Consider the following 23,968-nt stretch of genomic DNA (forward strand, 5'->3'; position numbering starts at 1 on the left):
GATAATACAGAGTTCCGTCTTTTAAAGATAAAAAAGAAGTTATTTTGCACCTTTCGGATGTTTCATATAATGGAAAAACTCGGATGAGGGATCAACCACAAGTATATCCTTCCTGTTCTTGAAACTTTCCTTGTAGGCTTCAAGGCTGCGGTAAAAACGATAGAACTCGGGGTTCTTGCTGAAAGCATTCGCATAAATACGTGACGCCCTGGCGTCTCCTTCTCCCTTGATTTTCTCGGCATCGCGGAAAGCCTCGGCAAGAATGACCGTTTTCTGTTTGTCTGCATCCGCCCTGATTTTTTCCGATTCCGCTTCGCCAATTGATCTCAATTCATTGGCAACACGAGTCCGTTCCGATTTCATCCTTTCGAAGACGGAACTGTTGATCTGATCGACATAATCGACCCGTTTGAGCCGTACATCGATGATTTCAACACCGATATGTCTTGTTTCATTGGCCATCTTGTTCTTGACGGCCGATAACAACTGATTGCGGTCACCCGCAATCACTTCACTGACCGTACGCTTCGTTATTTCATCATTTAATGCCGCCTTGACGATCTGGGCCATACGATCCTGTGTCCTCTGTTCATCTCCACCGAAGCTGACGAAAAAAAGTCTCGGATCGACGATACGCCATTTGACATAGGAATCAACAAGAATATTCATTTTTTCGGCAGTAATGATCCTGTCCGGTTCGTGGGTTACTGTCGAAAGAATTCTCTTGTCGAGAAAAAGTACATTCTGGAAAGGAGTCGGCAACTTGAAATAAAGACCTGGCTCATCGATGATTTCCTTGACCTCGCCCATGGCAAAAACGATGGCATATTGCCGCTGATCCACCACAAAGATTCCGGTTCCCACCGTCAGAGCCATCACCGCTAGAATAAAAAAGCTGATGACATATCGCATTATCTTCCCCCTCTCGCACGATCTTCACGAGTCCGCTCTTTTTCGGCAGAACTTCCTGTGGCGGATGATCCCGATGAAGAAACGGTCCGGGAGACATCGGCGTCCGATCCGGAAGCGCCTGTCTGCGAAATCAGCTTGTCCAACGGCAAATACAGCAAATTGTTCCCGGTTCTGGAGTCAACCATCAACTTGGTCGTATTGGCGAAAATCTGTTGCATGGTTTCCAGATACATCCGGTCTCTTGTCACGACCGGAGCTTTCTGATATTCGGAGACAATCTGCCTGAAACGTGACGCATCCCCTTCGGCATTGGCAATCACTTTCTGTTTATAGGCTTCTGCCTCTTCCTTGAGACGTGCGGCAGCGCCCCGTGCCCTGGGAATCACATCGTTGGCATAGGCCTGACCTTCATTTTTCAGCCGTTCCCTGTCTTGTCCCGCCTTGACCGCATCATCGAAGGCGGCCTGAACCTGTTCAGGTGGCTGGACTCCCTGCATGGTGACATTGGTAACCAGAACCCCCGACCGGTACTGGTCAAATATTTCCTGCATGAGTCTCAACGCATCCTGTGCGATCTGGTCACGTCCCTCATACAGGACAAAATCCATTTTCTTGCTCCCGACGACTTCGCGGATCGCCGACTCGGCCACCTGCCGAACCATATCTTCCTGATCGCGGTTGTTGAAGACCCAATCCGCCGCATCTTTCAGCTTGTACTGTACAGCGAACTGGATATCGACGATATTTTCATCATTCGTCAGCATCAATGCTTCATCGAGCTTTTTGTTTCTCAACGTATTGCGATACCCGACTTCCACCGTTCTGACTTGTGAAACATTGACCACCTCGTGGCTCTGTATCGGCCATGGCACCCGCCAGTTGATCCCCGGTGAGGCAAAATTGCTGAACCGGCCGAAAGTCATGACAACCCCTGTCTGGCCTTCTTCAACGGAATACACACCTGTCCCCAACCAGAAAACCGTTGCGATAAGCAGGATGACGCAGGCCATAATCTTGAGAGCGCGCGGCCGCGCCTCCCTGTCATTAAACGGGTCATCATCCCTGCCGGATCTTTCAGGTTCGTCGTCTTTTTTTTCTTCAAGCGAAACAAACGGTTCAGACGACGATTGAAATCCTTCCACATTTTATCGACATCAGGAGGTTTCTCGTCGCCAAAACCATGACCGTGACCGAACAAGTCATCACGAAGCGGCTCCGGTTTGTGCAAATCGGATAATGGTGAAGACAACATTCTAAACTTAAGTGAAATGGTTCAAATCAAATACTGGCAATATCGGAATGATTGTCAGGCCCATCTCTTTCATCCCTATCACCGAAACGGGATTTTTTTTCGTCTTTCGCGTATTCAGCGATGGCGTCTCGCAGCAAATCAAGACCCTCGCCTGTTTTCGCGCTGACAAATACACGATTGATTTTACCATACTCGTCCCGTTCGATACCGGGTTTCGAGCCGGTCATATCGATCTTGTTCCAGACAAGAAGCTGGGGGATGTTTTGCGCACCGATTTCCTCCAGCACCAGATTGACCTGTTCGATCTGCTCATTTCTCATGGGATTGGCAGCATCGACGACGTGCAGCAGAAGATCGGCATGGATGGTTTCTTCCAGTGTGGCCCGGAAAGCCGCTACCAGCTGGTGAGGCAGTTCACGGATGAATCCGACCGTATCGGAAACAACCACATTTCCGACACTTTCGAGATAAATACGTCTCGATGTGGTATCCAGTGTGGCGAACAACTGGTCCGCCGCATACGTACCCGCTTTGGTCATGGAATTGAACAGTGTCGATTTCCCCGCATTGGTATATCCGACCAGCGAAAGCGAGAAAACATGATTCCTGTTGCGTGATCGCCGCTGTGTTTCGCGCTGGCGTTGCAACTTCGCCAGTCTCGTTCTCAACATGCGCACTCTTTCACCGATCAGGCGACGGTCCGTTTCCAGCTGCGTTTCACCCGGACCGCGCAAACCTATCCCGCCCTTCTGCCTTTCAAGGTGGGTCCAACCCCTGACCAGACGAGTCATCAGATGCTGCAGCTGAGCCAGTTCCACCTGCACCTTGCCTTCATGACTTTTCGCTCGTTGTGCAAAAATATCCAGAATCAGACTGGTCCTGTCCACGAGATTGATATTCAGCCGTTTTTCGAGATTGCGCTGCTGTGCCGGAGACAATGCATGATTGAATATCACCAGATCAGCATTGTATAAATGAACGGCTTGCGAAATTTCATCGACTTTTCCGCTCCCGATATAAAAAGCGGCATCCGGACTGGAACGTTTGGCTGTTACGGTAAAAACCGGCACGGCGCCGGCTGATCGGGCCAGTAACGCCAGCTCTTCAAGACTTGCGTCAAAATCACCTTTTCCGAAATCGACCCCGACAAGAACGGCTTTCGTCATTTCAACTACCTGTTCCAAAAGCCATCAGGAATTTTCCTCATCCATATTCAGATTGATCGCCCTGGACGGCACTACTGTCGAAATAGCGTGCTTGTAAACCATTTGCGTGACACTGTTACGCAATAACACGACATACTGGTCAAATGATTCAACCTGCCCTTGCAATTTGATGCCGTTTATCAGGTAGATGGAAACAGGAATACGTTCCCTGCGCAAGATATTCAGAAAAGGATCCTGTAACATTTGGCCCTTGTTTGCACTCATATTTGGCTCCATTGAATAATAGTTGTAATTGGATATTGGAGACGAAAACCAGTCTATTATGCCGTAAAAAAAATCACTGTTGAAACAGGTCAACTATACCCTTATTTATTCCCTGCGGATATGACCTGTTTCAGTTCGGAACGGATTATTTTGCAAATGGATTCTTGCCGGACCTGAATTCGATACGCAAAGGAGTCCCGACCAGCGAGAAGGCATCCCGGAAATGTTTTTCGAGATAACGTTTGTAATCGTCGCCGATATTTTCCAGACTGTTTCCGTGAATGACGATTATGGGAGGATTTTGTCCCCCCTGATGGGCATATCGCAGCTTCGGCCGGATGGATCCCTGACGCCGTGGAGGTTGCTGATGGGCCACCGCTTCCTCAAGAACCCGTGTCAAGCGAGGCGTCGAAAGTTTGGCCATGGCTGCGGCATAGGCAGAATCGACAGAACGCATCAAGGAACCGATACCGGTCGATTTCAAGGCGGAAACATAGTGGAACTTTGCAAAAGACAGAAAATGCAGTTTTCTTTCCGCTTCCGATTTGATTTCCTTGCGCTTGTCCGGAGGCAGGCCATCCCATTTATTGATTCCGACAACCAGGGCCCTCCCGCTCTCCAGAACAAAACCGGCAATATGGGCATCCTGTTCCGAAATATCCTGGCGAGCATCCAGAAGCAGAAGCACGACATTTGCTTCCGAAATGGCTTGCAGTGTTTTGACAACCGAAAACTTTTCAATAGCCTGAAACACTTTTCCCCGTTTTCTCAGGCCCGCCGTATCCACAAGCGTATAGTGCCGGCCATCCCGTTCAAACGGGATTTCGATGGCATCACGGGTCGTTCCCGGCAAATCGAAGGCGATTACACGCTCTTCACCAAGAAGCGCATTGATCATGGTTGACTTGCCGACATTGGGACGCCCGACAATAGCCAGACGGATATGATCCTGTTCTTCGACAAGTTCCTCCTCCATCCCGGCCGGAGCGCAGGGAATCCTTTTCAGCGCTTCATCAAGCAATGTATGAACACCATCGCCGTGAGCTGAAGAAATAACGAACGGGTCCCCCATTCCCAGCTCATAAAAGTCCGCGACAACAGCGGTGTATTTCATTCCCTCAGCCTTGTTGACCGCCAGAATGACAGGTCTTCCGCATTTACGGAGATAATCGGTAATGTTTTTGTCGTGAGGCGTGATTCCCTGGCGTCCGTCAACGATAAAAATGACCACATCCGCTTCGGCAACGGCCTGTTTCGTCTGTTTGGCCATTTCCTGCAGGACGCCTTCCTTGACAACCGGTTCAAACCCTCCTGTATCTATGACCAGAAAAGGACGATCACCCATTCGTCCTTCTCCATAATGACGATCTCTGGTCAATCCGGGGTAATCAGCCACCAGCGCGGCTCTTGAACGTGTCAGCCTGTTAAACAGGGTGGACTTGCCGACATTGGGACGACCTACCAAAGCGATTACAGGTTTCATCTCTCAGTCCAGTGTAAAAGCCTGCAACGATCCGGCACGCGTCTGGACAATCAGTCTTTCCCCGACCACGACAGGAGTGGCGGAAATGGCCGATCCATCCGTTTCGATACGTGCATCGAATGAACCATCGTAACGGGACAGGAAATGAACGAATCCCTGTCCGTCACCAACAGCAACTGTTGCAAGATAAGGGACGGGCGCTGTCAGCTCACGATACGTCATCTTGTCATTGCGCCAGACACTTTGCCCGCGCAAGTTGGAGAAAGCGTAAACCTTGTCGTCCGTATCGACGGCATAGACGTGTTCGTCATCGATACCGACACCGACCTTGCTCGAAAAATTCTTGACCCAGAATGTCGCCCCCGACACGACATCAAAGCAACCGATACGTCCCTGGTATGCCGTCACACAGACGCCCTGCCCGTAAATTGCCGGCGTGCCCGACATGTCGGCAATTCTTTCCAGTTCAGTCGCACCGCGTGCATCTCCGATCGGGATTTCCCACCGTATGGCGCCATTGTTCAGCATCATCGAAATCATACGCCCGCCAGGCAGTGAAACGATTGCCGTTGGCCCGACAGTCCCGATCCCGGGAGAAGCGCGCAACATCAGGGAAGGAGCGCGGTATGGCACCATCCAGCGGCGTTCCCCCGTATCGACATCATAAGCCGCGATCTTGTTGTCCATGCTCCGCACGACAACCAGCCCCTGTGCAATAACCGGTGTCGTCAATACCTCTGTTGAAACAGGCGTCTTCCATTTTTCCTGTCCATCGGAATCCAGTGCGATCAGGATGCCCTTTACGCCGGCAACCACAACGGTATTCCCGTCACTGGCCACTCCGGTAGTCAGATCCGTATCAACATTTCTGCGCCAGATTTCCGCTCCGGTCGATGGATCGATCTTTACGATAGTACCATCCGCTGCCGCTGCATACACAGCGTCAAAAGTATATGCCGGCGAAAAAACATAATTTCCGGCCGAACCGACATTGACTGACCAGACACGATGAGGTGTTTTCGACGGTGCAAACTCGACAAGTGCAGCAGGCGGATGCCTTGGTACGGATTTCGAAAACCAGTCAAACATGCCACATCCGGCCAGTGGCAACAACAGAACCGCGCTTGCCAGAACAAGTATCGATCGTAACGTTTTTTTCACGTATTTATCCTTTGGAATCAGGGGGAATGCCGATTTCTTCAAGTTTGAGCTGAATCAGTTGTCTGCCCGGATCATCCGGAGATGTTTTTTCAAGCGCAGTCCGGTAAGCGGTTCTTGCATCATCCAGTTTGTTTTGTGCAACCAGAAAATCTCCCTTTCTGTCCTCCGCCAGACCGACGAATGGTTCCGGAAAGCCGGCCGAAAGCAGTTTCAGCCCTTCATCATATGCCTTTTCATCGAGAAGGATTCCCGCAAGACGGAGGCGTGCTATTGCCTTGTATCCATCCTGTTTCGCATTATCGACGACCCACTGCAACTGTGTCTTCGCCACATCGACCTTGTTTTCCTCATATGCCATTTTGGCAGCTACCAGGGTAACCATCGGTGCATACGCCGTTCTTTCGAACTTTTCCTGCGTATCCTTTGCGACACGCAATGCCCGTTCGTTATCGTCCGACATGACGGCATTTTGCATCTCATAGTACAACTGCGAAGCCTGCGCCGTCTGCTTGCGCTGGTAATACCCCCAGTAGGCATAAACGGCATAACAGCCCAGCACGGCAATCAGAACCCATGTAATCCAGTTACCATGTTTTTTCCACCATCTTTTGAGCGACTCCAGTTGTTCCTGTTCTTCCAAATCGTAAGCCATGTCTGCACTAATTAATGAATACAATGATCGTGTGAAGAATGACTGTCTCCACACCCGCATTCGCCGACAATCTGATCGACCAGATAATCGGCCACTTTTTCAAACGGTACACTTGTCTGATTGTTACCTGCCGTTTCAGAACGCAAGGCCTTGACACTGGCCTGGCCGTTTCTGATTTCATCCTCACCGACGAGAATGGCAAACGCGGCACCGCTTTCATCGGCACGTTTCATTTGTGCCTTGAAACTGCCCCCGGAATTTGCCGCTGAACAGTAGAGAATGACATCGAGTCCCGTATTCCTGAGAGATTCTGCCAGAACGGTCGCTTCCAGCAGTGCGTCCTGCCCCTGGTGTGCAATGAAAACATCCGCCCTTTTCGATGAGTCGATATCGCCTTTGGCCTTGAGCAATTCGATCAGACGCTCGACACCCATGGCAAATCCGCAAGAAGGTGTGTATTTGCCCCCGAACATCTCGAACAGTGGATCATAGCGACCGCCGCCACATACGGTTCCCTGAGCGCCCAACTCTTCGCTGATCCACTCAAAAACGGTCCGGTTGTAATAGTCCATCCCTCTGACCAGTCTCGGATTGACTGTGTATGGCACATTGTTTCTGCGCAGGATTTTCTGAACCCCCTCAAAATGCTCAAGTGATTCCTGACTCAGATAATCAAGGAGCTTGGGCGCGGCATTGACCATATCCTGCATATGCGGATTTTTGGTATCCAGTATACGCAACGGATTACTGTACAGTCGCCTTTGTGCATCCTGATCCAGCAAATCCTTGTACTGTTCGAAATAGGCGATCAGATCGGCCCGATGACGATTCCGTTCTTCAGCATTGCCGATCGAATTCAGTTCCAGCCGGATATTGTCAAGTCCGAGATCATCCCACAAACGCCGGCACAACAGGATGAGTTCCGCATCAATATCCGGCCCCGGATAACCGACAGCCTCCGCACCGATCTGGTGAAACTGTCGATAACGCCCTCGCTGCGGCCGTTCATGCCTGAACATGGGCCCGGTATACCACAACCGTTTCGGTCCGTTATAAGTAAGATTATGCTCGAGAACGGCACGAACGACCCCTGCCGTACATTCCGGTCTTAACGTCAGCTGGTCACCGTTTAACGAATCCTCGAAAGAATACATTTCCTTTTCAACGATATCGGTCACGGCTCCCAGACCGCGGGCGAACAGGGATGTTTCCTCAACAATAGGTGTCCTGATCCGCTGGTAACCATAGCTTTTCAATACTGACTCGACGGTATTCTCAAGCAATTCCCAAACAGGCGATTCATCGGGAAGAATGTCGTTCATTCCCTTGATCCCCAGAATTTTCCTGATTCTTTTCGTCTTGTTTTCTTCAGACATGCTTTTTATCTATCTCTTTCGTATCAATTCATTCAATATCCGTTACCGTAGCGGGTTTCGACATATTCCAGAATGATTTCCTGAAATTGTCCGGCAATATTATCCCCTCTTAAAGTCGTGACCTTTTTTCCATCTACAAAAACGGGAACAGCAGGAGATTCCCCGCTCCCCGGCAAACTGATGCCGATATTGGCATGACGGGATTCTCCAGGCCCATTTACGATACACCCCATAACTGCCACACTCATTTTCTCAACCCCCGGAAAACGCCGTTTCCAGAACGGCATCTGCTCACGAAGGAAATCCTGGGTATGAGCGGCCAGTTTCTGAAACAAATCGGAAGAGGTACGGCCACATCCCGGACACGATACGACAAGCGGAACGAAACTGCGCATGCCCATCGTCTGCAACAGTTCCTGGGCGACAATGACTTCCCGCGTTCTCGCTTCACCGGGCCCGGGTGTCAGTGAAATGCGGATTGTATCGCCAATTCCTTCCTGCAACAACACGGACAGGGCCGCCACCGATGCGACAATCCCCTTGCTGCCACCTCCAGCTTCGGTCAGGCCGAGATGCAGTGCATACTGACACCGGCAGGACAATTCCCGATAGACTGCCACCAGATCCTGCACATCGGATACCTTGCAGGACAAAACGATATGGTCCTTCGGCAACCCCAGCTCAACAGCCTTGTCGGCGCTTTCAATCGCCGAGGAAACAAGCGCTTCATACATGACGCTTTTTACAGGCCATGGATCCATACGCCGGGAATTTTCATCCATGAGTCTTTCAAGCAATCCCTGATCAAGACTTCCCCAGTTGACACCGATACGTACCGGTTTGTCATATCGGCAGGCAACGGAGATCATCTCGGCAAAATGCACATCCCGTTTCGCACCTTGTCCCACATTACCGGGATTTATCCGGTACTTCGAAAGCGCTTGGGCACATTCCGGAAATTGTGTCAGCAGGAGGTGTCCATTGTAATGAAAATCCCCGACAAGAGGCACATCACACCCGGATTGATCAAGTTGCTCGCGAATTGCCGGTATCGCTTTTGCTGCTTCAGGTGTATTGACGGTCACGCGTACCAGCTCGGACCCGGCCTTTGCCAATTCCCTCACCTGAACAACCGTCGCTTCAATATCGGATGTATCGGTATTGGTCATGGATTGCACGACAACCGGTGCATTATTTCCAATGCAAACCGCATTATTCCCGTTTTTCACCGCAACGCCATATGTCTGCTTCCGGATTATGGAAGCTGCTGTCACAGGTTTCATCTGAGCATTCATGCCGATATTACTTCAAGCTTATCCGCGCAACGGAATTAACGGTATTCGGTGCCAGATCAACCGGATTTCCCCTGAATGCCATAGTGACGCCAGGCGCAAATCCGACAATGATTGTAACGGGTTCATTTATTTCAAGCTGACGTTGTTCTCCCGGCTTGCCGATATACTCGGCTATAACGGAACCGTCTTTTTTCTGGACCTTAATCCATGACTTTTCCCTGAAATCCATCGTCAACAGAGACGATTTGTCTCCCGCAACAGCTGCAACACTTCCAGCTGGTTCCTTTTGTGTCATGCCGGAAACAGGTACTGTCTGGTTATTTTTGTCCACAACCGGTTGGACAACACCTTCATTCTGATTGTTCGTGCTCGTATTTCCGGCACTGGCATCAACCGGCTGTGCTGTTTTCGGAACATCCGAATTTTGAGGCAAATTGCCCTGCCCCCCCTGTTCTTTGACATCGGCGGACATTCTGACTGCCGGCAAAGGCTGGGACAATGGCTTCGGCAAATTCATTTCCGTTGTCTCTTTTTTACCCTGTTTGTTTTCGAAAGAAAACAGTTTCATATTCCAGGCGACAACGGCGGCAACGACCAGAACGATCAATGCAATGAGCAGTTTTCCCGCAATATTGCTTTTTTTCCGGAAAGGTACCCGGTTCTGCACAAAACGCTCATTTGTTTTTTGTGATGACACCTTGTTCCGGGAAGACGGGGATGGAATCGTCCGGTCACCGAACAGAGCGACAAGAGGTTCAGGATCAATTTTCAGGACCCGGGCATACGCCCTGACGAATCCCCGTGAAATGGCAATACCATGCAAGGCGTCATAATTGTCGGTTTCGAGATAATGAACCTGACGCAAAGTCATTTTGAGACGAGTCGCTATCTGCTCCTCACTAATACCGGCTTCGATTCGTCTGGCTGCCAATATGGCGCCCGGTTTTTTCTCGGTAACATCATCCCGGATACTGTCATTTCCATCCACCGGCATTTCCTGACGGATATTTTCCGATGACGCATCTTTTCCGGTTGGGAGAGAATTTTTTTCCATACCATTGCCATGTTCGTCGTTCATTCAAAACCCCATCATAGAAAAAAGCACTCGCGTCAGCCGTGAGAAAGTTCAAACTGTCATCCTGCCGTCAGTCACCAGGTACTTTCAACCGCTTCAGCAGTTATTCTGAAACCGGTAATTTTCAACGACCGATACCGGAAAAATTCCGCTTTCCGCCATCCGTTCCCGAACCCGTGTCCTGTCCTTGATTTCTCCTGCCAGCAAGCCGCAGGCCGCGTCGATATCTTCGCCCCTTGTCTTTCTGACGGTAGTGACGATACCAGCATCCAGAAGAAATTTTGCAAATGCGGTTATCCTTGCATCACTGGATCGTTTCAACCCGGGCATGGGAATGGAATTGAAAGGGATCAGATTCAGCTTGCATGATACCGGATCGGAACCGGATTTAACCAGCCTGATCAATTCTCTGGCATGCTCATCCGTATCATTTATACCATCCAACATGCAATATTCAAACGTAATAAAATCGCGTGGAGCATATTCGAGATAGCGTCGGCAGGCCGCCATCAATTCAGACAACGGATGTTTCCGGTTCAACGGAACCAGCCTGTCACGCAATCTGTCATTGGGTGCATGCAATGAAACCGCCAGTGCGACCGGACATTCTTTTGCAAGCCGGTCGATCATGGGAACGACACCGCAGGTAGAAACCGTCACTCTTCTTCTCGACAGCCCATAAGCATTATCATCCAGCATCAGTTTCAGGGCATTGACACTGGCTTCAAAATTGAAAAGCGGTTCGCCCATCCCCATCATGACAACATTGGAAATCTGTCTTTCCGGTTTGCCTTCCGCGATGTCTCTGGACTGCCGAACAGCAAACTCGGCCATCCAGAGCTGACCGATGATCTCATCTGTCGTCAGATTACGGCTGAATCCCTGTTTGCCCGTCGAACAGAAAAGACAATTGACTGCACACCCGGCTTGTGTGGAAACACATAAGGTACCCCGGTTTTCCTCAGGAATATAGACCGTCTCGATAGCATTGCCCTGACCGACATCCAGCAGCCACTTGCGCGTGCCATCCGCGGATGTATGGTCTTTGAGTACCTTCGGCGCCCTGATTTCCGCACACTTTTCCAGCTTGCCACGCAATGATTTTGCCAGATCCGTCATCTTTTCAAAGTCACTCACTCCGAATTGATGAATCCATCGCTGAAGCTGCTTCGCACGAAACGCTTTTTCATCCAGTGTCTTGCAGTATTCGATCAGTTGAACGGGACTGAACCCCAATAAATTAGTTCGTGCACCAGTCATGAAAGTACTCAGAGGAACTTCCTGTATCCGTTTCAGACTTCAGCGGATACAGGAAAAAACGGAAATCAGCGAACGCAGATTTGCATGGAAGGGAAAAAGTAGGCGATTTCTACAGCTGCCGTTTCCGGTGCATCCGAACCATGAACCGCATTGGCATCGATCGAATCGGCAAAATCGGCACGAATTGTTCCCTTTTCTGCTTTCTTGGGATCTGTCGCCCCCATCAGTTCGCGGTTTTTCGCAATGGCATTTTCACCTTCAAGAACCTGAACCATGACCGGACCGGAAATCATGAACTCTACCAGATCATTGAAGAAAGGACGTTCCTTATGTACAGCATAAAAACCTTCCGCTTCAGGGCGGGATAACTGAACCATGCGTGCGGCGACGATTTTCAGGCCTGCATCTTCAAAGCGGGAATAAATCTTGCCGATTACATTTTTTGCAACTGCATCCGGCTTAACGATTGATAAGGTACGTTCGACTGCCATTTTGATAAAACTCCAATATAAAAATAAAAAAACTGGAAAAAAGACGAGCTTTTCATTTTAACATGGATGACCATCAAAACAACGAAGCCGCCTTTACCGCCTCTTTTCCCGGTCGGCACCAGTGATGACGACATCATTTACTGCCGACAGGCCAAACAGTGACATAAGAAATCATGTTGTTTCTCAACCTCAGCAATACGACGACCTTTTTCCTGTCGACTTTTGAAACCAGACGCTGAAAATCACTCCGGCTGGCAACATCGGTATTATTGATACGCAAAATGATATCTCCCTTGCGAATGCCACTTGCCGCCGCGGGATTTTCGGAAACGGTTACCAGTACCCCCTGTTTTATTCCATAATGTTTTTTCTGGTCAGCATCCAGATCAGCGACAGTCAGCCCAAGCACCCTGGATGACATGTCCATTCCTTTTACGTTGTCCTTGCCCGATGATCCGGCTGCCCGTGTCTCTGCATTCATCGTGGAAACCGTCACCGGCAAAGAGATTGTCTTTCCTTTCCGCCAAACAGACAGTCTCACTGTCGTCCCCGGTGAAGTATCGCCGACAAGTCTCGGAAGTTCCGAAATTTTGTCAATCGTCTGATCATTGAATTTCAGAATAATGTCCCCAGCCTCCAGCCCCGCTTTTTCTGCTGCGGAACCACCTTCGACACGTACAACCAGCGCTCCCTGTTTATTTGGCAGATTCAGTGCTGTAGCTGTTTCATCCGTTATCTCACCGACCTGTATTCCTATCTGGCCCCGAGTCACTTTTCCGTTCTTTTTCAACTGCTCCGTCACCCGAAGGGCTTCATCAATCGGAATGGCAAAAGAAATTCCCATATATCCTCCGGAACGGCTGTAAATCTGGGAATTGATCCCGATGGCCTCTCCAGCCATATTAATCAACGGACCGCCCGAGTTTCCCGGGTTGACAGCCACATCCGTCTGGATCAACGGCAAATAATCGCCGGTATCTCTCGCTTTGGCAGAAACAATCCCTGCCGTTACCGTATTTTCCAAGGCGAATGGCGAACCGATTGCAAGCACCCACTCACCAGCCTTGATATTGGCTGACTTGCCTGTCTTCAGATAAGGCAAGGCATCACCGTCAATTTTCAACAGTGCAACATCTGTCCGTTTGTCCGAACCAATCACTTTTGCCTTGAATTCCCTGTTATCGGTCAATCTGACGAAAACCTCATCCGCATTGTCAATAACATGATGATTTGTCAGAACATAACCATTTGGCGTGATGATAAATCCGGAACCGAGTCCCCGCCTTATCTGTTCTTTTTGCTGAGGTTGTGCCTGGGAACTGTCAGGACGTGGAACACCGAAGAAACGGAACAAATATTCCTGGAAATTTTCATCCATTTCATAAACCGGATTACGTCTTGCCTGTATTTTTTCAACTGTTCTGATATTGACGACAGCCGGTCCGACTTTTTCGACCAGAACGGTCAAATCCGGCAAGCTCCCTGCCATACTGGCAGATGAACAAAAAACTTTCCCTGCGGGAACCGCTATTAAGAAAACACTTAAAAACAGAAAAAACAGTTTTTGAAGAGAATTCTTGGCTTGTTGTTTCATGACTCAGACTTTCAGGAAGTAATCGAATAATTTTTGAAATACCGTTTCATCCAGGATCATCCTGACGATAAAAAATTCGAAAGTATTGTAAACAAGTTCCGGAACCCATTTCAATTACCATCCGCTGTCTCTCCATTTTCCGGCAATCCATTCGTATTCGTTCTTCACTGACCGAATTAAAAAAGTTGATCATGCGGATAATATATTGACTCACAACGGAAAATAAGGCATTTACAGGAAAACTCAGGAGCTTGCCATCCAGAAAGCAAACAGCCATGTCCTTTCATCTGACTGCCGATCCCGAACCATCCTCACTCCGTTTTCGAATGAAAGGCAAATGAATAAGCCTTAACCTTTTGACAACAAAGGGGATTATAGCAGTCGGAAATCTGCCAATAGTCATAAAAAAAGAAACGTACCAATACGTAACCGGCCTTCACGCCACGCCGAAAGGGAAATCAATACACAGACATTCGATCCGGCTGACAAACAAAACAGAAACAGCGTTTCTCAGGCGATAAAAATCAGGCCGCTTCCGCTTTGTCTTTCGATACCTGTTTTCGATCCACTTCATCCGTATATGACTCACCCTGTCTACACGATCGGTCATATTCGGACTGCAAACTTGTTCTCAACCTTGCCTGAAAAGACTTGGCAAGCTTTACATCGACATTTCCGGAACGTAAATGCTTTCCTATCTCGTCATATACTTTCAGTAAATCTGCCGTTTCTTTCCGACCCAATCTTTCCTTCAGCCAGGAGAATTCTTCCGGCCCTGTTTCATTGTCATAAAACGCTGAAATCAATTCTTTTTCCATGTTCCTGACCTCATATACCTCTTTTTTGCCTTTCTACCACCTTTTATCCAGCGTTGTACCCAACAGGGGTCTCAATTTTGTCGCAATCGACTCACGAGCTCTGAAAATCCGACTTCGGACAGTACCAATCGGACAATCCATCACAGAAGCGATCTCATCATAACTCAATCCCTCGATTTCTCTCAACGACAATGCCATTCTCAAATCTTCCGGCAATTCATCCATGGCGGTGTTGACCGTCAATGCAATCTGCTTGGATGCCAGCATCGATTCAGGTGTATCAATATCCCGCAAATTTTCTCCTTCTTCATAGGATTCCATCTGTTCGGCACTGGTATCAGTCGACGTAGGAACCCGACGTCCCTGATTATCCAGGAAATTTTTCGCTGTATTGATACCTATTCTGTATAACCAGGTATAAAAAGCCGAATCTCCACGGAACTGATTCAAAGCCCTGTATGCCTTGATAAACGTCTCCTGAACCACGTCTTCAGCCTCTGTCTGGTTGGTTACGAGTCGCAACACCAGCCTGAACAGCTTGCGCTGGTATTTGGTAACCAGTAAGTCGAACGCCATTTTGTCTCCCTGTTGAACACGTTCGACGAGTCGCTTATCTATGTCACGTTCAGTTGTCAAAATTGGATACCTCATCTCAAGCAACTGTCCATAACTCCTGTCCAGAGTTACTTTAGCGCAATAAGTTCAACGAATGATCATCTTTTTTCCATGAGCGTCGATCCATCTGCAAGTGGCATACAATGTCCTGAATTCATCGCGTTCCATCGAATCGAAGAAAATCAGAACCCTGAAAGTATTTCCCGAATCAGACTCAAGACATAAAATCACCAGCCATGGCCAGATTGTTGAATTTTCCGCCATTGTCAATGTGTCATCCTCATCGGTGTTGAAACTTTTTCCAGATGTCCCATACTCATACCCTTTATATTCCTTCAAGCGTATTTGTCCGTTACCAGAAATATCAATCCGAAGCGTTTTTCTCCCCCTGAAATAGCTGAAAGCCAGAAGGATGCCGGCCGACAGAAAAACCGCCACCAATCCCCATTTTCCGTAGAAAGTGAATGAGCCAACACAATTTTCAAGAACCAATATGCCCGTCATCAGAAAAAAAAGGGCAAACCCCATCACAAGAAAAGCATGACATCTGGAAGGTCTGACAAGTACAGATACTGCTATTGACATAGGATTCAAGGTTTATCGATAAAAAACAAAAGCCACATTCACCTGCGTGAATGTGGCTCTGCCAAAACGCTGAAGTCTTAAATCTTGCCGAATATCAGTGAACCATTGGTACCACCAAAACCAAATGAGTTTTTCAACGCATAATTGATACGCATATCTCTTGCGGTATTGGCACAATAGTCCAGATCACATTCAGGATCCTGATTGAAGATATTGATCGTAGGAGGAGCGACCTGATTGTAAATGGCAAGAGCGGTAATAACCGATTCCAAACCTCCGGCGCCACCCAGCAAATGGCCTACCATCGATTTCGACGAACTCATCACTATATTTTTCGCATGAGCCCCCAGCGATCTCTTGACCGCAACCGTTTCGGCCTTATCACCCAATGGAGTCGAAGTGCCATGCGCATTGATATAATCGATCTGGTCCGGATTTATTTGCGCGTCATTGATTGCAGCGCTCATGCATTTGCTTGCTCCGCTACCGTCTTCCAGAGGAGCGGTCATATGGTTGGCATCCGCGCTCATGCCGAAACCGACAATTTCAGCGTAAATTTTCGCTCCGCGAGCCTTGGCATGCTCATATTCTTCCAATACAAGCACGCCGGCACCTTCACCCAGAACGAATCCATCCCTGTCTTTGTCCCAAGGTCTGGAAGCAGTGGCAGGATCATCGTTTCTTGAAGAAAGGGCCCGTGCGGAAGCAAAGCCTCCAATACCCAATGGAGAAACAGTCGATTCGGCTCCCCCTGCCACCATAACATCCGCATCACCATAAGCAATAATGCGTGCAGCAAAGCCGATGGAATGCAACCCTGTCGAACATGCCGTGACGATCGACAGATTGGGTCCCTTGAATCCGTAACGGATCGAAAGAAAACCCGAAATCATGTTGATAATCGAAGACGGCACGAAAAACGGACTGATTCGGCGCGGACCGCGTTTTTCCAGTTCCGCATGTGTCCTTTCGATCATGGGCAGACCACCAATACCCGATCCGATATTGACACCGATACGGTCTGCATTGTCTTCGGTCACGACCAGACCACTGTCTTCAATTGCCTGAATACCTGCTGCCATTCCATAATGAATGAAAGTATCCATGTGGCGAGATTCTTTGCCTGGAATATAATCTTCCAGCTGGAAGTTTTTAACCTCACCGGCAAAAGTTGTGCTAAAAGCGGAAGCATCAAACCGGGTAATGGGTCCAATACCGGATTTACCCGATGTTACTGCATTCCACATATCAGCTACATTATTGCCTACAGGCGAAATACATCCCAGTCCGGTAATAACGACCCGGCGTTGTCCCATACGGCTCAAGCTGTTCTCCCTGTCTCAGTATGTTTATCAGGACTGCATATTGGCTTTGGCATAATCAACGGCCTGCTGAACGGTCGTGATTTTTTCAGCCTGTTCGTCCGGAATTTCAATTTCGAATTCGTCTTCAAGTGCCATGACGAGTTCTACAGTATCAAGCGAATCGGCACCCAGATCATCTACGAAAGACGATTCCAGCTTGATTTCATCTTCAGCAACTCCCAATTGCTCAGCAACGATTTTTTTCACACGTTGTTCGATATCGGACATTTCTTGGCTCCAGTTATTTAAAAAACACAAATTTTCAGAAAAAGTGCGCGCATTTTAGCAGGTTTGCGCAAAAAAATTCACTGCACAGGTTAAGTTCCGGCTCAAGTGAAAATAATTATAGTCAAAAATCCCGTTACAAACGATCTTTCCCGTTCAGTTCATAAACATGCCGCCGTTTACATGCAACACGGTTCCTGTAATGTAAGCTGCCTGTGGTGAGGCCAGAAAAGCGGCAGCGGCGGCAATATCTTCAGGACGTCCGAAACGGGCCAGCGGAATCTGTTTCAAAAGATTGGCCGTCACCTCATCGCTCAGCGATTTCGTCATATCGGTATCGATAAATCCGGGTGCAATACAGTTCACGGTGATATTGCGACTGCCGACTTCACGTGCCAGAGCACGGCTCATGCTTTCAACTCCGGCCTTGGATGCGGCATAATTCATCTGGCCTGCATTCCCGATAGAGCCGACAACCGACGTAATATTGATAATACGTCCTTCCTTGGCCCTCATCATGCCACGCAAGACTGCTCGCGACAAACGGGCAACTGCGGTCAGATTGACAGCAATAACCTTGTCCCATTCTTCATCTTTCATACGCATGGCAAGCTGATCCTGGGTAATTCCGGCGTTATTCACGAGAATATGGATGGCGCCAAATTCTTTCTGTATTTCATCGACGACCTGGCGGGAGCGGTCAGCATCACTGACATCCAGGACAATGCCTTTACCGGCCCCTGAACGGATCATATCAAGATCCCGGGTGATACGCTCAGCACCGGAATCCGATGTTGCCGTACCGATTACGGTTGCGCCACGAGTGGCCAGCTCCATTGCGATAGCATGACCGATTCCACGAGACGCCCCTGTTACCAAAGCGATCTTGCCACTCAGATCCTGTTCATTCATTTCAACGCCTCCAGTACCTTATCAAGCGAAGCCTGATCGACAATGGCTTCCCCTGTCAATGAATTATTGATTCGTTTGCACAAACCGGCCAACACCTTGCCAGGACCGCATTCCACAATATGGGTAATACCCATCCCCGCCATTTTTTCAATGGTTTCAACCCAGCGGACAGGGCTTGCCGCCTGACGGACCAGCGCATCCTTGATCGCTTGCGGATCGTTCAGGATAGCCACATCCACATTATTGATCAATGGTATCTGCGGAACCGAAAAGGTCAGATCAGCCATATATTCAGCAAGACGATCGGATGCAGGTTTTAGCAAAGAAGAATGGAATGGAGCAGAAACAGGCAACATCAATGCACGTTTTGCTCCCTTCGCCTTGGCCGCTTCACACGCACGGGCCAGTGCCGTTTTGTGGCCAGCAATCACAATCTGCGTGGGTGAATTGAAATTGGCCGGCTCGACCACTTCGTCTTGTGCCGCTTCCTGGCAGGCCTGTTTCAAGGCAGTACTGTCAAGACCTATAATAGCGGCCATGCCGCCCACACCGACAGGGACGGCTTCCTGCATGGCTTGCGCACGGAAGCGGACCAACTTTACCGCATCCTTGAAAGGAATGACGCCGGCAGCGACCAGAGCGGAAAACTCTCCAAGGCTATGACCGGCAATAACTTCAGGAACCGTACCGCCTGCCGCAATCCATGCCCGATAAAAAGCAACCGATGATGTCAACATGACCGGTTGGGTATTGGTCGTCAAATCCAGTTCCTCTTTGGGACCATCGGCTATCAGTTTTCCCAGATCGAAACCAAGCGCTTCAGACGCCTCGGAAACCGTTTCCTGTACAACGGCATTATCAGCGAAGCCGTTCAACATTCCCACGGCCTGGGACCCCTGTCCCGGAAAAACAAAGGCAAATTTAGGCATAGATCCGTCTCTTCTATCAATCATCAAACAACAAATATCACATTCTTATTACTACGGCACCCCACGTCAGACCGCCGCCAATTGCGGCCAGCAAAATGTTCTGGCCAGATTTGATACGTCCATCACGAACACCCGCATCAATGGCAAGAGGGATGGACGCAGCCGATGTATTGCCATGCTGGTCAACCGTCACAATAATTTTTTCCGACGGGATATCCAGTTTTTTTGCCGAACTCTGCATGATCCTGAGATTGGCCTGATGCGGTACCATCCAGTCGATATCTGTATTTTTCAATCCGGCTTTATCCAATGCTTCCATACCCACTTTGTCGAGCCAGGTTACAGCCAGCTTGAAAACTGCCTTGCCATCCATATAAACAAAAGCCTTGCCTTCAATGGCACCATTATTCAGATGGCCGGGAAGACTCAGAATATCGCCATAATGGCCGTCTGCATGCAAGGCAGTGGACAGAATACCGGGTTCATCCGATGCCGACAGTACGACAGCACCCGCCCCATCGCCGAACAGCACGCAGGTCGTTCTGTCGTTATAATCAATAATGCGGGAATAGGTTTCCGCGCCGACCACAAGCACTTTCCTGTAGACACCGGCCCGGATGAAACTGTCGGCCACTGACAACGCATACAGAAAACCGCTGCATACGGCCTGCACGTCGAACGCGGCGCAATTGCTGGTGATACCCAGTTTTTTCTGTACCATGCACGCCGTACTCGGGAAACCGCCAAAAAAATCGGATGTTGATGTCGCCACAATGATCAATTCGATATCATTGGCCTGGCAATTTGCCATTTCCAGAGCTTTTTCGGCTGCTCTGGCTCCCAGATCGCTTGATACGACACCCTGATCCGCATAATGACGTGCAAGAATACCGCTCCGGGTCCTGATCCATTCATCGGAGGTTTCAACCCCCTTTTCGGCGAGAATGCCTGCCAGTTCATCATTAGTTATACGTTTTGGGGGCAAGTAACTGCCAGTACCGATTATTTTGCCGTAGATGGTCATACTGTTTCTTGTTCCTGTATCCCGTTTGCTTTTCTGATTTTTTCTGCTGCCTGATGATCTTTTGTTTTTTGAAGCAACTCTGCCATAGTAGTCGATATCCTCAACAGGACCGCACGCCTGACAGCCTCATGCGCACGCTTGATCGCGCACTCATAGGCATAGGCATCCGCACCGCCATGACTCTTGAATACCAGCCCGCGCAACCCAAGCATGCATGCGCCATTGAACCGCGACGGATTCAGACGCTGACGAATGGTCTTGAGTGCCTTGCCAGCCAAAAGCGCTCCCAGTCCACTCAACAGGCTGCTCTTGAATTCCGAAACGAGGACATTACGGAAAAAACGCCCAAGTCCTTCAATCGCCTTGAGTGTGACATTACCGGTAAAACCGTCGCAGACGACGACATCACACGTGCCTTCGAAAATATCGTTGCCCTCGACGTTCCCACAAAAATTAAGTGTACCATTGTCATGTTCGGCATGGAGCAATTCACCGGCTTTTTTCACCACATCATTGCCCTTGATGGACTCCGTTCCGACGTTCAGCAATCCGATTCTCGGACGGGAATTTCCTTCGATATTGGCAAACAGGGCCGATCCCATCAAAGCAAACTGATGCAGATGTTCCGCCTCACAATCGACGTTGGCTCCAAGATCAAGAACGTAAGTCGGCCCGTTTTTCTGATTGGGCAAAATGGCGCAAATCGCCGGACGATCCACTCCGGGCATCGTTTTCAGGAGATAGCGGGAAATCGCCATCAAGGCACCGGTATTGCCGGCCGAAACACATACATCCGCCTCACCGTCTTTCACCAGCTGAATGGCGACTCTCATGGATGAATCTTTTTTCCGGCGCATGGCTATTTCGATCGGATCATCCATGCGAACGACTTCTGACGCATGCTTTACCAGGATACGCGGGTGATTTTCAACCCTGTTTTTTTTCAGCTCAGCTTCAATCAGATCCTTCTGACCGACCAGAACAAGTTGTACAGCCGGTTCCTGTCCAAGAAAAGAAAGAGAAGCGGGAATCGTAACACTCAACCCGTGATCTCCCCCCATGCAATCAATTGAAATTCTTACAGTTTTTGTTTCGTTCTCAAGCACGCTCAAACCGGATTTTTTGTCCGCCTCCCTACGATACCCAGTCACGCAAAAAAAATAGCAATAAAAAAGGCGCCAGGTACAAAACCTATTGCGCCATTGATTTCATCAGCATTCTGGATGCTTACTGATCGTTTTTGGTATTCAGCACTTTCTTGCCACGATAAAAACCGCTCGGGCTGATATGATGGCGACGGTGTTTTTCACCGGAAGTCGGCTCGACAGACAGCTGGACTGCTTCCAGCCCGTCATGCGAACGGTGCATGCCGCGTTTCGAAGGCGATTTTTTATTTTGTTGGACTGCCATAATTACTCCTGAATCAAAATTTCGGAAATTCTAACACATCCATTCCGTTATATTGCTACAAAATGGAACGTCATTCATTTTTTTGACCGTCAACCTTTTTTGCCAGCTCTTTCAGAGCGGCAAAAGGCGACTCCCGTTTTTCTTTCCACCCGTCCATCGATGAATCCGGACAAATCCCATGCCTGGCCGACAGCGGCAACGCCAGAAGCGCTTCATCTTCCACCAGATCCATCACTTCGACCTTCCCGTCCGAAACGATGACTTCGACAGCTTCTTCATCTTCAAGCGATTCTTCTATCTCGTCCGCTTCTTCTTCCGTTTTCGCGACCATGACAGTCGTTGTGGAATCCAGCTCGTAAACCAGTGAATCCAGACACCGCTGGCAAACCAGATTGACACTTCCGGCCACCTTTAACAAAAGACACGGCCTTTGATGATTGTCCAGAGATCCCGATACCTTCCATATCAGCTCTCCGGACCGATCCGCACAAACAGAAGCCAGTCTTTCCAGTTCCGATACCGGCGTATGTCCACCAATGCTTTCACTGTTTTTGCAAAACCCGAATGGATCAATCAGATAAGAATTCATAGCTCGGCATGAGCGTAAAATTCATAATTTTAGCAACAATATTCCTTATACGTCAAAGCTTTAGTACACTATTTGTATTTTAGATACTTCAAAATCCATATGTTTTCCGACACTTCCGTCCCGATTGTTCTCGCTTCTTCATCACAATACCGCAAGGAATTGCTTGCCCGGCTTGGTCTGCCTTTCATCACGTGCAGTCCGGATATCGATGAATCCCCCCTGCCTGACGAAACACCTGGCGAAACAGGTTTGAGACTGGCTTGCCTGAAAGCCGTTACAGTCGGGAAACAATTTCCCGATGCAATCGTCATCGGTTCTGACCAGGTGGCCGAATGTGAGGGAGAGCAAATCGGAAAACCCGGCTCGTTCGGAAAAGCCCTGGAACAACTGAAAAAAATGCGCGGGAAAAAAGTGATTTTCCATACCGCTCTTTGTGTCCGGAACGGACATGACAGAAATCCGGATGATACGATACAAAAAGATATTGTGAAAACAACGGTCGTTTTTCGTGATCTGCCAGATGACGAACTTTCAGCATATCTGAAGATCGAGGAACCATACGACTGTGCAGGCAGCGCGAAAAACGAAGCGCTTGGCATTGTTTTACTTGAAAAAATCGAAAGCGACGATCCCACGGCATTGACCGGATTGCCTCTGATCACCCTGACAACCATGTTGCGCCGTTGCGGCATCAATTTTTTTCCGGCAAACAAACATGAATAAAGGCACCCTTTACCTGATTCCGAACACACTCGGAGGATCCTCCGACACAACACCGTTATCCTGTATCATTCCGGAATCATCGGGGCAAATAACGGCTTCGCTGGATTATTTCATCGCTGAAAATGCAAAATCCGCACGCGCCCATCTGAAAAGAATATCGGAAATCCATCCTTTGAAGAAACCGCTTCAGCAAATAAGAATGGCCGAACTGAACGTCAGAACAGATAAAGCCGCTTTTCCTGAATTGTTGGCCCCTCTTCTGGAAGGACAAGATGCAGGCCTGATCTCGGAAGCAGGCGTACCCGCTGTCGCCGATCCAGGAGCCGGTCTTGTCAGACTGGCTCATGAAAAAGGCATTGCGGTCAAGCCACTTGTCGGCCCTTCCTCATTACTGCTTGCCTTGATGGCCAGTGGACTGAACGGGCAAAGTTTCGCCTTTAACGGTTATCTGCCAACCGACAGTGAACAGCGCCAGCGGCGGATACGTTCACTGGAAGAGCGGTCACGGCATGAAAAACAGACTCAGATATTCATTGAAACTCCCTATCGGAACGAGGCGCTTTTAAAAGCATTCTGCACGGCGTGTCGCCCCGGAACCCTGCTCTGTATCGCAACCGACCTGACCCTGGCAGGCGAATCAGTACGGACGTTACCGGTCTCGTCATGGAAGAAACGGCTTGAAAAGGGACAAATACCGGATTTTCAGAGAAAACCCTCTGTTTTTCTGTTTCTGGCAGATAAATGAACGGACCGCATGTTTTTTGAATTCATCCGGACGACTCCGTCAGAATTC

General features: G+C 49.0%; 26 protein-coding genes and 1 pseudogene. 2 read left to right on the plus strand and 25 right to left on the minus strand.

The features are described 5' to 3' along the window. Positions 1–39: 39 nt before the first annotated feature. The 25 genes and pseudogenes from hflC to NB647_RS09195 all read right to left on the minus strand — a co-directional run bounded on the left by hflC (position 40) and on the right by NB647_RS09195 (position 22,452). Positions 40–912, minus strand: coding sequence for a protease modulator HflC (gene hflC, locus NB647_RS09075; protein WP_269264282.1), 873 nt, complete (start codon positions 910–912; stop codon positions 40–42). Beyond that, complete coding sequence (gene hflK, locus NB647_RS09080; RefSeq protein WP_332880334.1) at positions 912–2,054, minus strand: FtsH protease activity modulator HflK; 1,143 nt, start codon at positions 2,052–2,054, stop codon at positions 912–914. The genes hflC and hflK overlap by 1 nt, the downstream gene beginning before the upstream one ends. Further along, positions 2,048–2,164 (minus strand): annotated as a pseudogene (locus NB647_RS10610) (hypothetical protein); the annotation flags it as partial. The pseudogene NB647_RS10610 and the gene hflK, both read right to left, overlap by 7 nt. A 26-nt stretch (positions 2,165–2,190) precedes the next feature. Further along, the gene (gene hflX, locus NB647_RS09090; protein ID WP_269283166.1) at positions 2,191–3,330 is read right to left on the minus strand and encodes a GTPase HflX; all 1,140 of its coding nucleotides are present in this window, start codon (positions 3,328–3,330) and stop codon (positions 2,191–2,193) included. A 24-nt stretch (positions 3,331–3,354) separates the two neighbouring features. Further along, positions 3,355–3,594: an RNA chaperone Hfq gene (gene hfq / locus NB647_RS09095; RefSeq protein ID WP_269264284.1), complete on the minus strand. Its 240-nt coding sequence runs from the start codon at positions 3,592–3,594 to the stop codon at positions 3,355–3,357. Positions 3,595–3,739: 145 nt separating this feature from the next. Beyond that, positions 3,740–5,077 (minus strand): ribosome biogenesis GTPase Der, encoded by a 1,338-nt coding sequence (gene der / locus NB647_RS09100; RefSeq protein ID WP_269283168.1) that lies wholly within the window; start codon positions 5,075–5,077, stop codon positions 3,740–3,742. A 3-nt stretch (positions 5,078–5,080) separates the two neighbouring features. Beyond that, complete coding sequence (bamB, locus tag NB647_RS09105; protein WP_269283170.1) at positions 5,081–6,238, minus strand: outer membrane protein assembly factor BamB; 1,158 nt, start codon at positions 6,236–6,238, stop codon at positions 5,081–5,083. 4 nt (positions 6,239–6,242) lie between these two features. Continuing rightward, positions 6,243–6,890 (minus strand): YfgM family protein, encoded by a 648-nt coding sequence (locus NB647_RS09110; RefSeq protein WP_269283173.1) that lies wholly within the window; start codon positions 6,888–6,890, stop codon positions 6,243–6,245. Positions 6,891–6,901: 11 nt separating this feature from the next. Continuing rightward, positions 6,902–8,266, minus strand: a complete 1,365-nt coding sequence (gene hisS / locus NB647_RS09115) for a histidine--tRNA ligase (protein ID WP_269283176.1) — start codon at positions 8,264–8,266, stop codon at positions 6,902–6,904. Positions 8,267–8,298: 32 nt separating this feature from the next. Next, positions 8,299–9,549, minus strand: coding sequence for a flavodoxin-dependent (E)-4-hydroxy-3-methylbut-2-enyl-diphosphate synthase (ispG, locus tag NB647_RS09120; RefSeq protein WP_269284793.1), 1,251 nt, complete (start codon positions 9,547–9,549; stop codon positions 8,299–8,301). Between the two features lie 19 nt (positions 9,550–9,568). After that, the gene (locus tag NB647_RS09125; RefSeq protein WP_269283178.1) at positions 9,569–10,639 is read right to left on the minus strand and encodes a RodZ domain-containing protein; all 1,071 of its coding nucleotides are present in this window, start codon (positions 10,637–10,639) and stop codon (positions 9,569–9,571) included. Positions 10,640–10,732: 93 nt separating this feature from the next. After that, complete coding sequence (gene rlmN, locus NB647_RS09130) at positions 10,733–11,896, minus strand: dual-specificity RNA methyltransferase RlmN (RefSeq protein WP_269283180.1); 1,164 nt, start codon at positions 11,894–11,896, stop codon at positions 10,733–10,735. 65 nt (positions 11,897–11,961) lie between these two features. After that, positions 11,962–12,387 (minus strand): nucleoside-diphosphate kinase, encoded by a 426-nt coding sequence (gene ndk / locus NB647_RS09135; RefSeq protein ID WP_269277450.1) that lies wholly within the window; start codon positions 12,385–12,387, stop codon positions 11,962–11,964. Positions 12,388–12,520: 133 nt separating this feature from the next. After that, positions 12,521–13,876: a DegQ family serine endoprotease gene (locus tag NB647_RS09140; RefSeq protein WP_269283183.1), complete on the minus strand. Its 1,356-nt coding sequence runs from the start codon at positions 13,874–13,876 to the stop codon at positions 12,521–12,523. A 629-nt stretch (positions 13,877–14,505) separates the two neighbouring features. Then, the gene (locus NB647_RS09145; RefSeq protein WP_269264293.1) at positions 14,506–14,799 is read right to left on the minus strand and encodes a hypothetical protein; all 294 of its coding nucleotides are present in this window, start codon (positions 14,797–14,799) and stop codon (positions 14,506–14,508) included. A 33-nt stretch (positions 14,800–14,832) separates the two neighbouring features. After that, complete coding sequence (rpoE, locus tag NB647_RS09150) at positions 14,833–15,450, minus strand: RNA polymerase sigma factor RpoE (RefSeq protein WP_269283185.1); 618 nt, start codon at positions 15,448–15,450, stop codon at positions 14,833–14,835. 51 nt (positions 15,451–15,501) lie between these two features. After that, entirely contained in the window at positions 15,502–15,999 is a 498-nt protein-coding gene (locus tag NB647_RS09155; protein ID WP_269283187.1) for a protein YgfX, read from the minus strand. A 77-nt stretch (positions 16,000–16,076) separates the two neighbouring features. Beyond that, positions 16,077–17,315: a beta-ketoacyl-ACP synthase II gene (fabF, locus tag NB647_RS09160; protein ID WP_269277919.1), complete on the minus strand. Its 1,239-nt coding sequence runs from the start codon at positions 17,313–17,315 to the stop codon at positions 16,077–16,079. Between the two features lie 36 nt (positions 17,316–17,351). After that, positions 17,352–17,591 (minus strand): acyl carrier protein, encoded by a 240-nt coding sequence (gene acpP / locus NB647_RS09165; RefSeq protein WP_005875666.1) that lies wholly within the window; start codon positions 17,589–17,591, stop codon positions 17,352–17,354. A gap of 153 nt (positions 17,592–17,744) precedes the next feature. Then, positions 17,745–18,500, minus strand: coding sequence for a 3-oxoacyl-ACP reductase FabG (gene fabG / locus NB647_RS09170; protein ID WP_269264296.1), 756 nt, complete (start codon positions 18,498–18,500; stop codon positions 17,745–17,747). Next, positions 18,497–19,429 (minus strand): ACP S-malonyltransferase, encoded by a 933-nt coding sequence (fabD, locus tag NB647_RS09175; RefSeq protein ID WP_269264297.1) that lies wholly within the window; start codon positions 19,427–19,429, stop codon positions 18,497–18,499. Before fabD ends, fabG begins: the two co-directional genes overlap by 4 nt. Before the next feature lie 37 nt (positions 19,430–19,466). Then, a complete protein-coding gene (locus NB647_RS09180) occupies positions 19,467–20,453 on the minus strand; it encodes a beta-ketoacyl-ACP synthase III (protein WP_269264298.1) in 987 nt (328 codons plus the stop codon). Further along, on the minus strand, positions 20,450–21,514 hold the full coding sequence (gene plsX / locus NB647_RS09185; RefSeq protein WP_416143430.1) for a phosphate acyltransferase PlsX: 1,065 nt from the start codon (positions 21,512–21,514) through the stop codon (positions 20,450–20,452). The genes NB647_RS09180 and plsX overlap by 4 nt, the downstream gene beginning before the upstream one ends. A 166-nt stretch (positions 21,515–21,680) precedes the next feature. Next, complete coding sequence (gene rpmF / locus NB647_RS09190; RefSeq protein WP_269264300.1) at positions 21,681–21,863, minus strand: 50S ribosomal protein L32; 183 nt, start codon at positions 21,861–21,863, stop codon at positions 21,681–21,683. 70 nt (positions 21,864–21,933) lie between these two features. Next, on the minus strand, positions 21,934–22,452 hold the full coding sequence (locus NB647_RS09195; protein WP_269283190.1) for a YceD family protein: 519 nt from the start codon (positions 22,450–22,452) through the stop codon (positions 21,934–21,936). Between the two features lie 99 nt (positions 22,453–22,551). Here NB647_RS09195 and NB647_RS09200 point away from each other — a divergent pair, with 99 nt between their 5' ends. Next, entirely contained in the window at positions 22,552–23,175 is a 624-nt protein-coding gene (locus NB647_RS09200) for a Maf family nucleotide pyrophosphatase (RefSeq protein ID WP_269283192.1), read from the plus strand. Continuing rightward, complete coding sequence (locus NB647_RS09205; protein WP_269264303.1) at positions 23,168–23,920, plus strand: SAM-dependent methyltransferase; 753 nt, start codon at positions 23,168–23,170, stop codon at positions 23,918–23,920. Before NB647_RS09200 ends, NB647_RS09205 begins: the two co-directional genes overlap by 8 nt. The last annotated feature ends 48 nt before the right edge of the window (positions 23,921–23,968 follow it).

The sequence above is a fragment of the Oxalobacter aliiformigenes genome, from assembly GCF_027116575.1.
GTDB classification, from domain to species: domain Bacteria; phylum Pseudomonadota; class Gammaproteobacteria; order Burkholderiales; family Burkholderiaceae_D; genus Oxalobacter; species Oxalobacter aliiformigenes.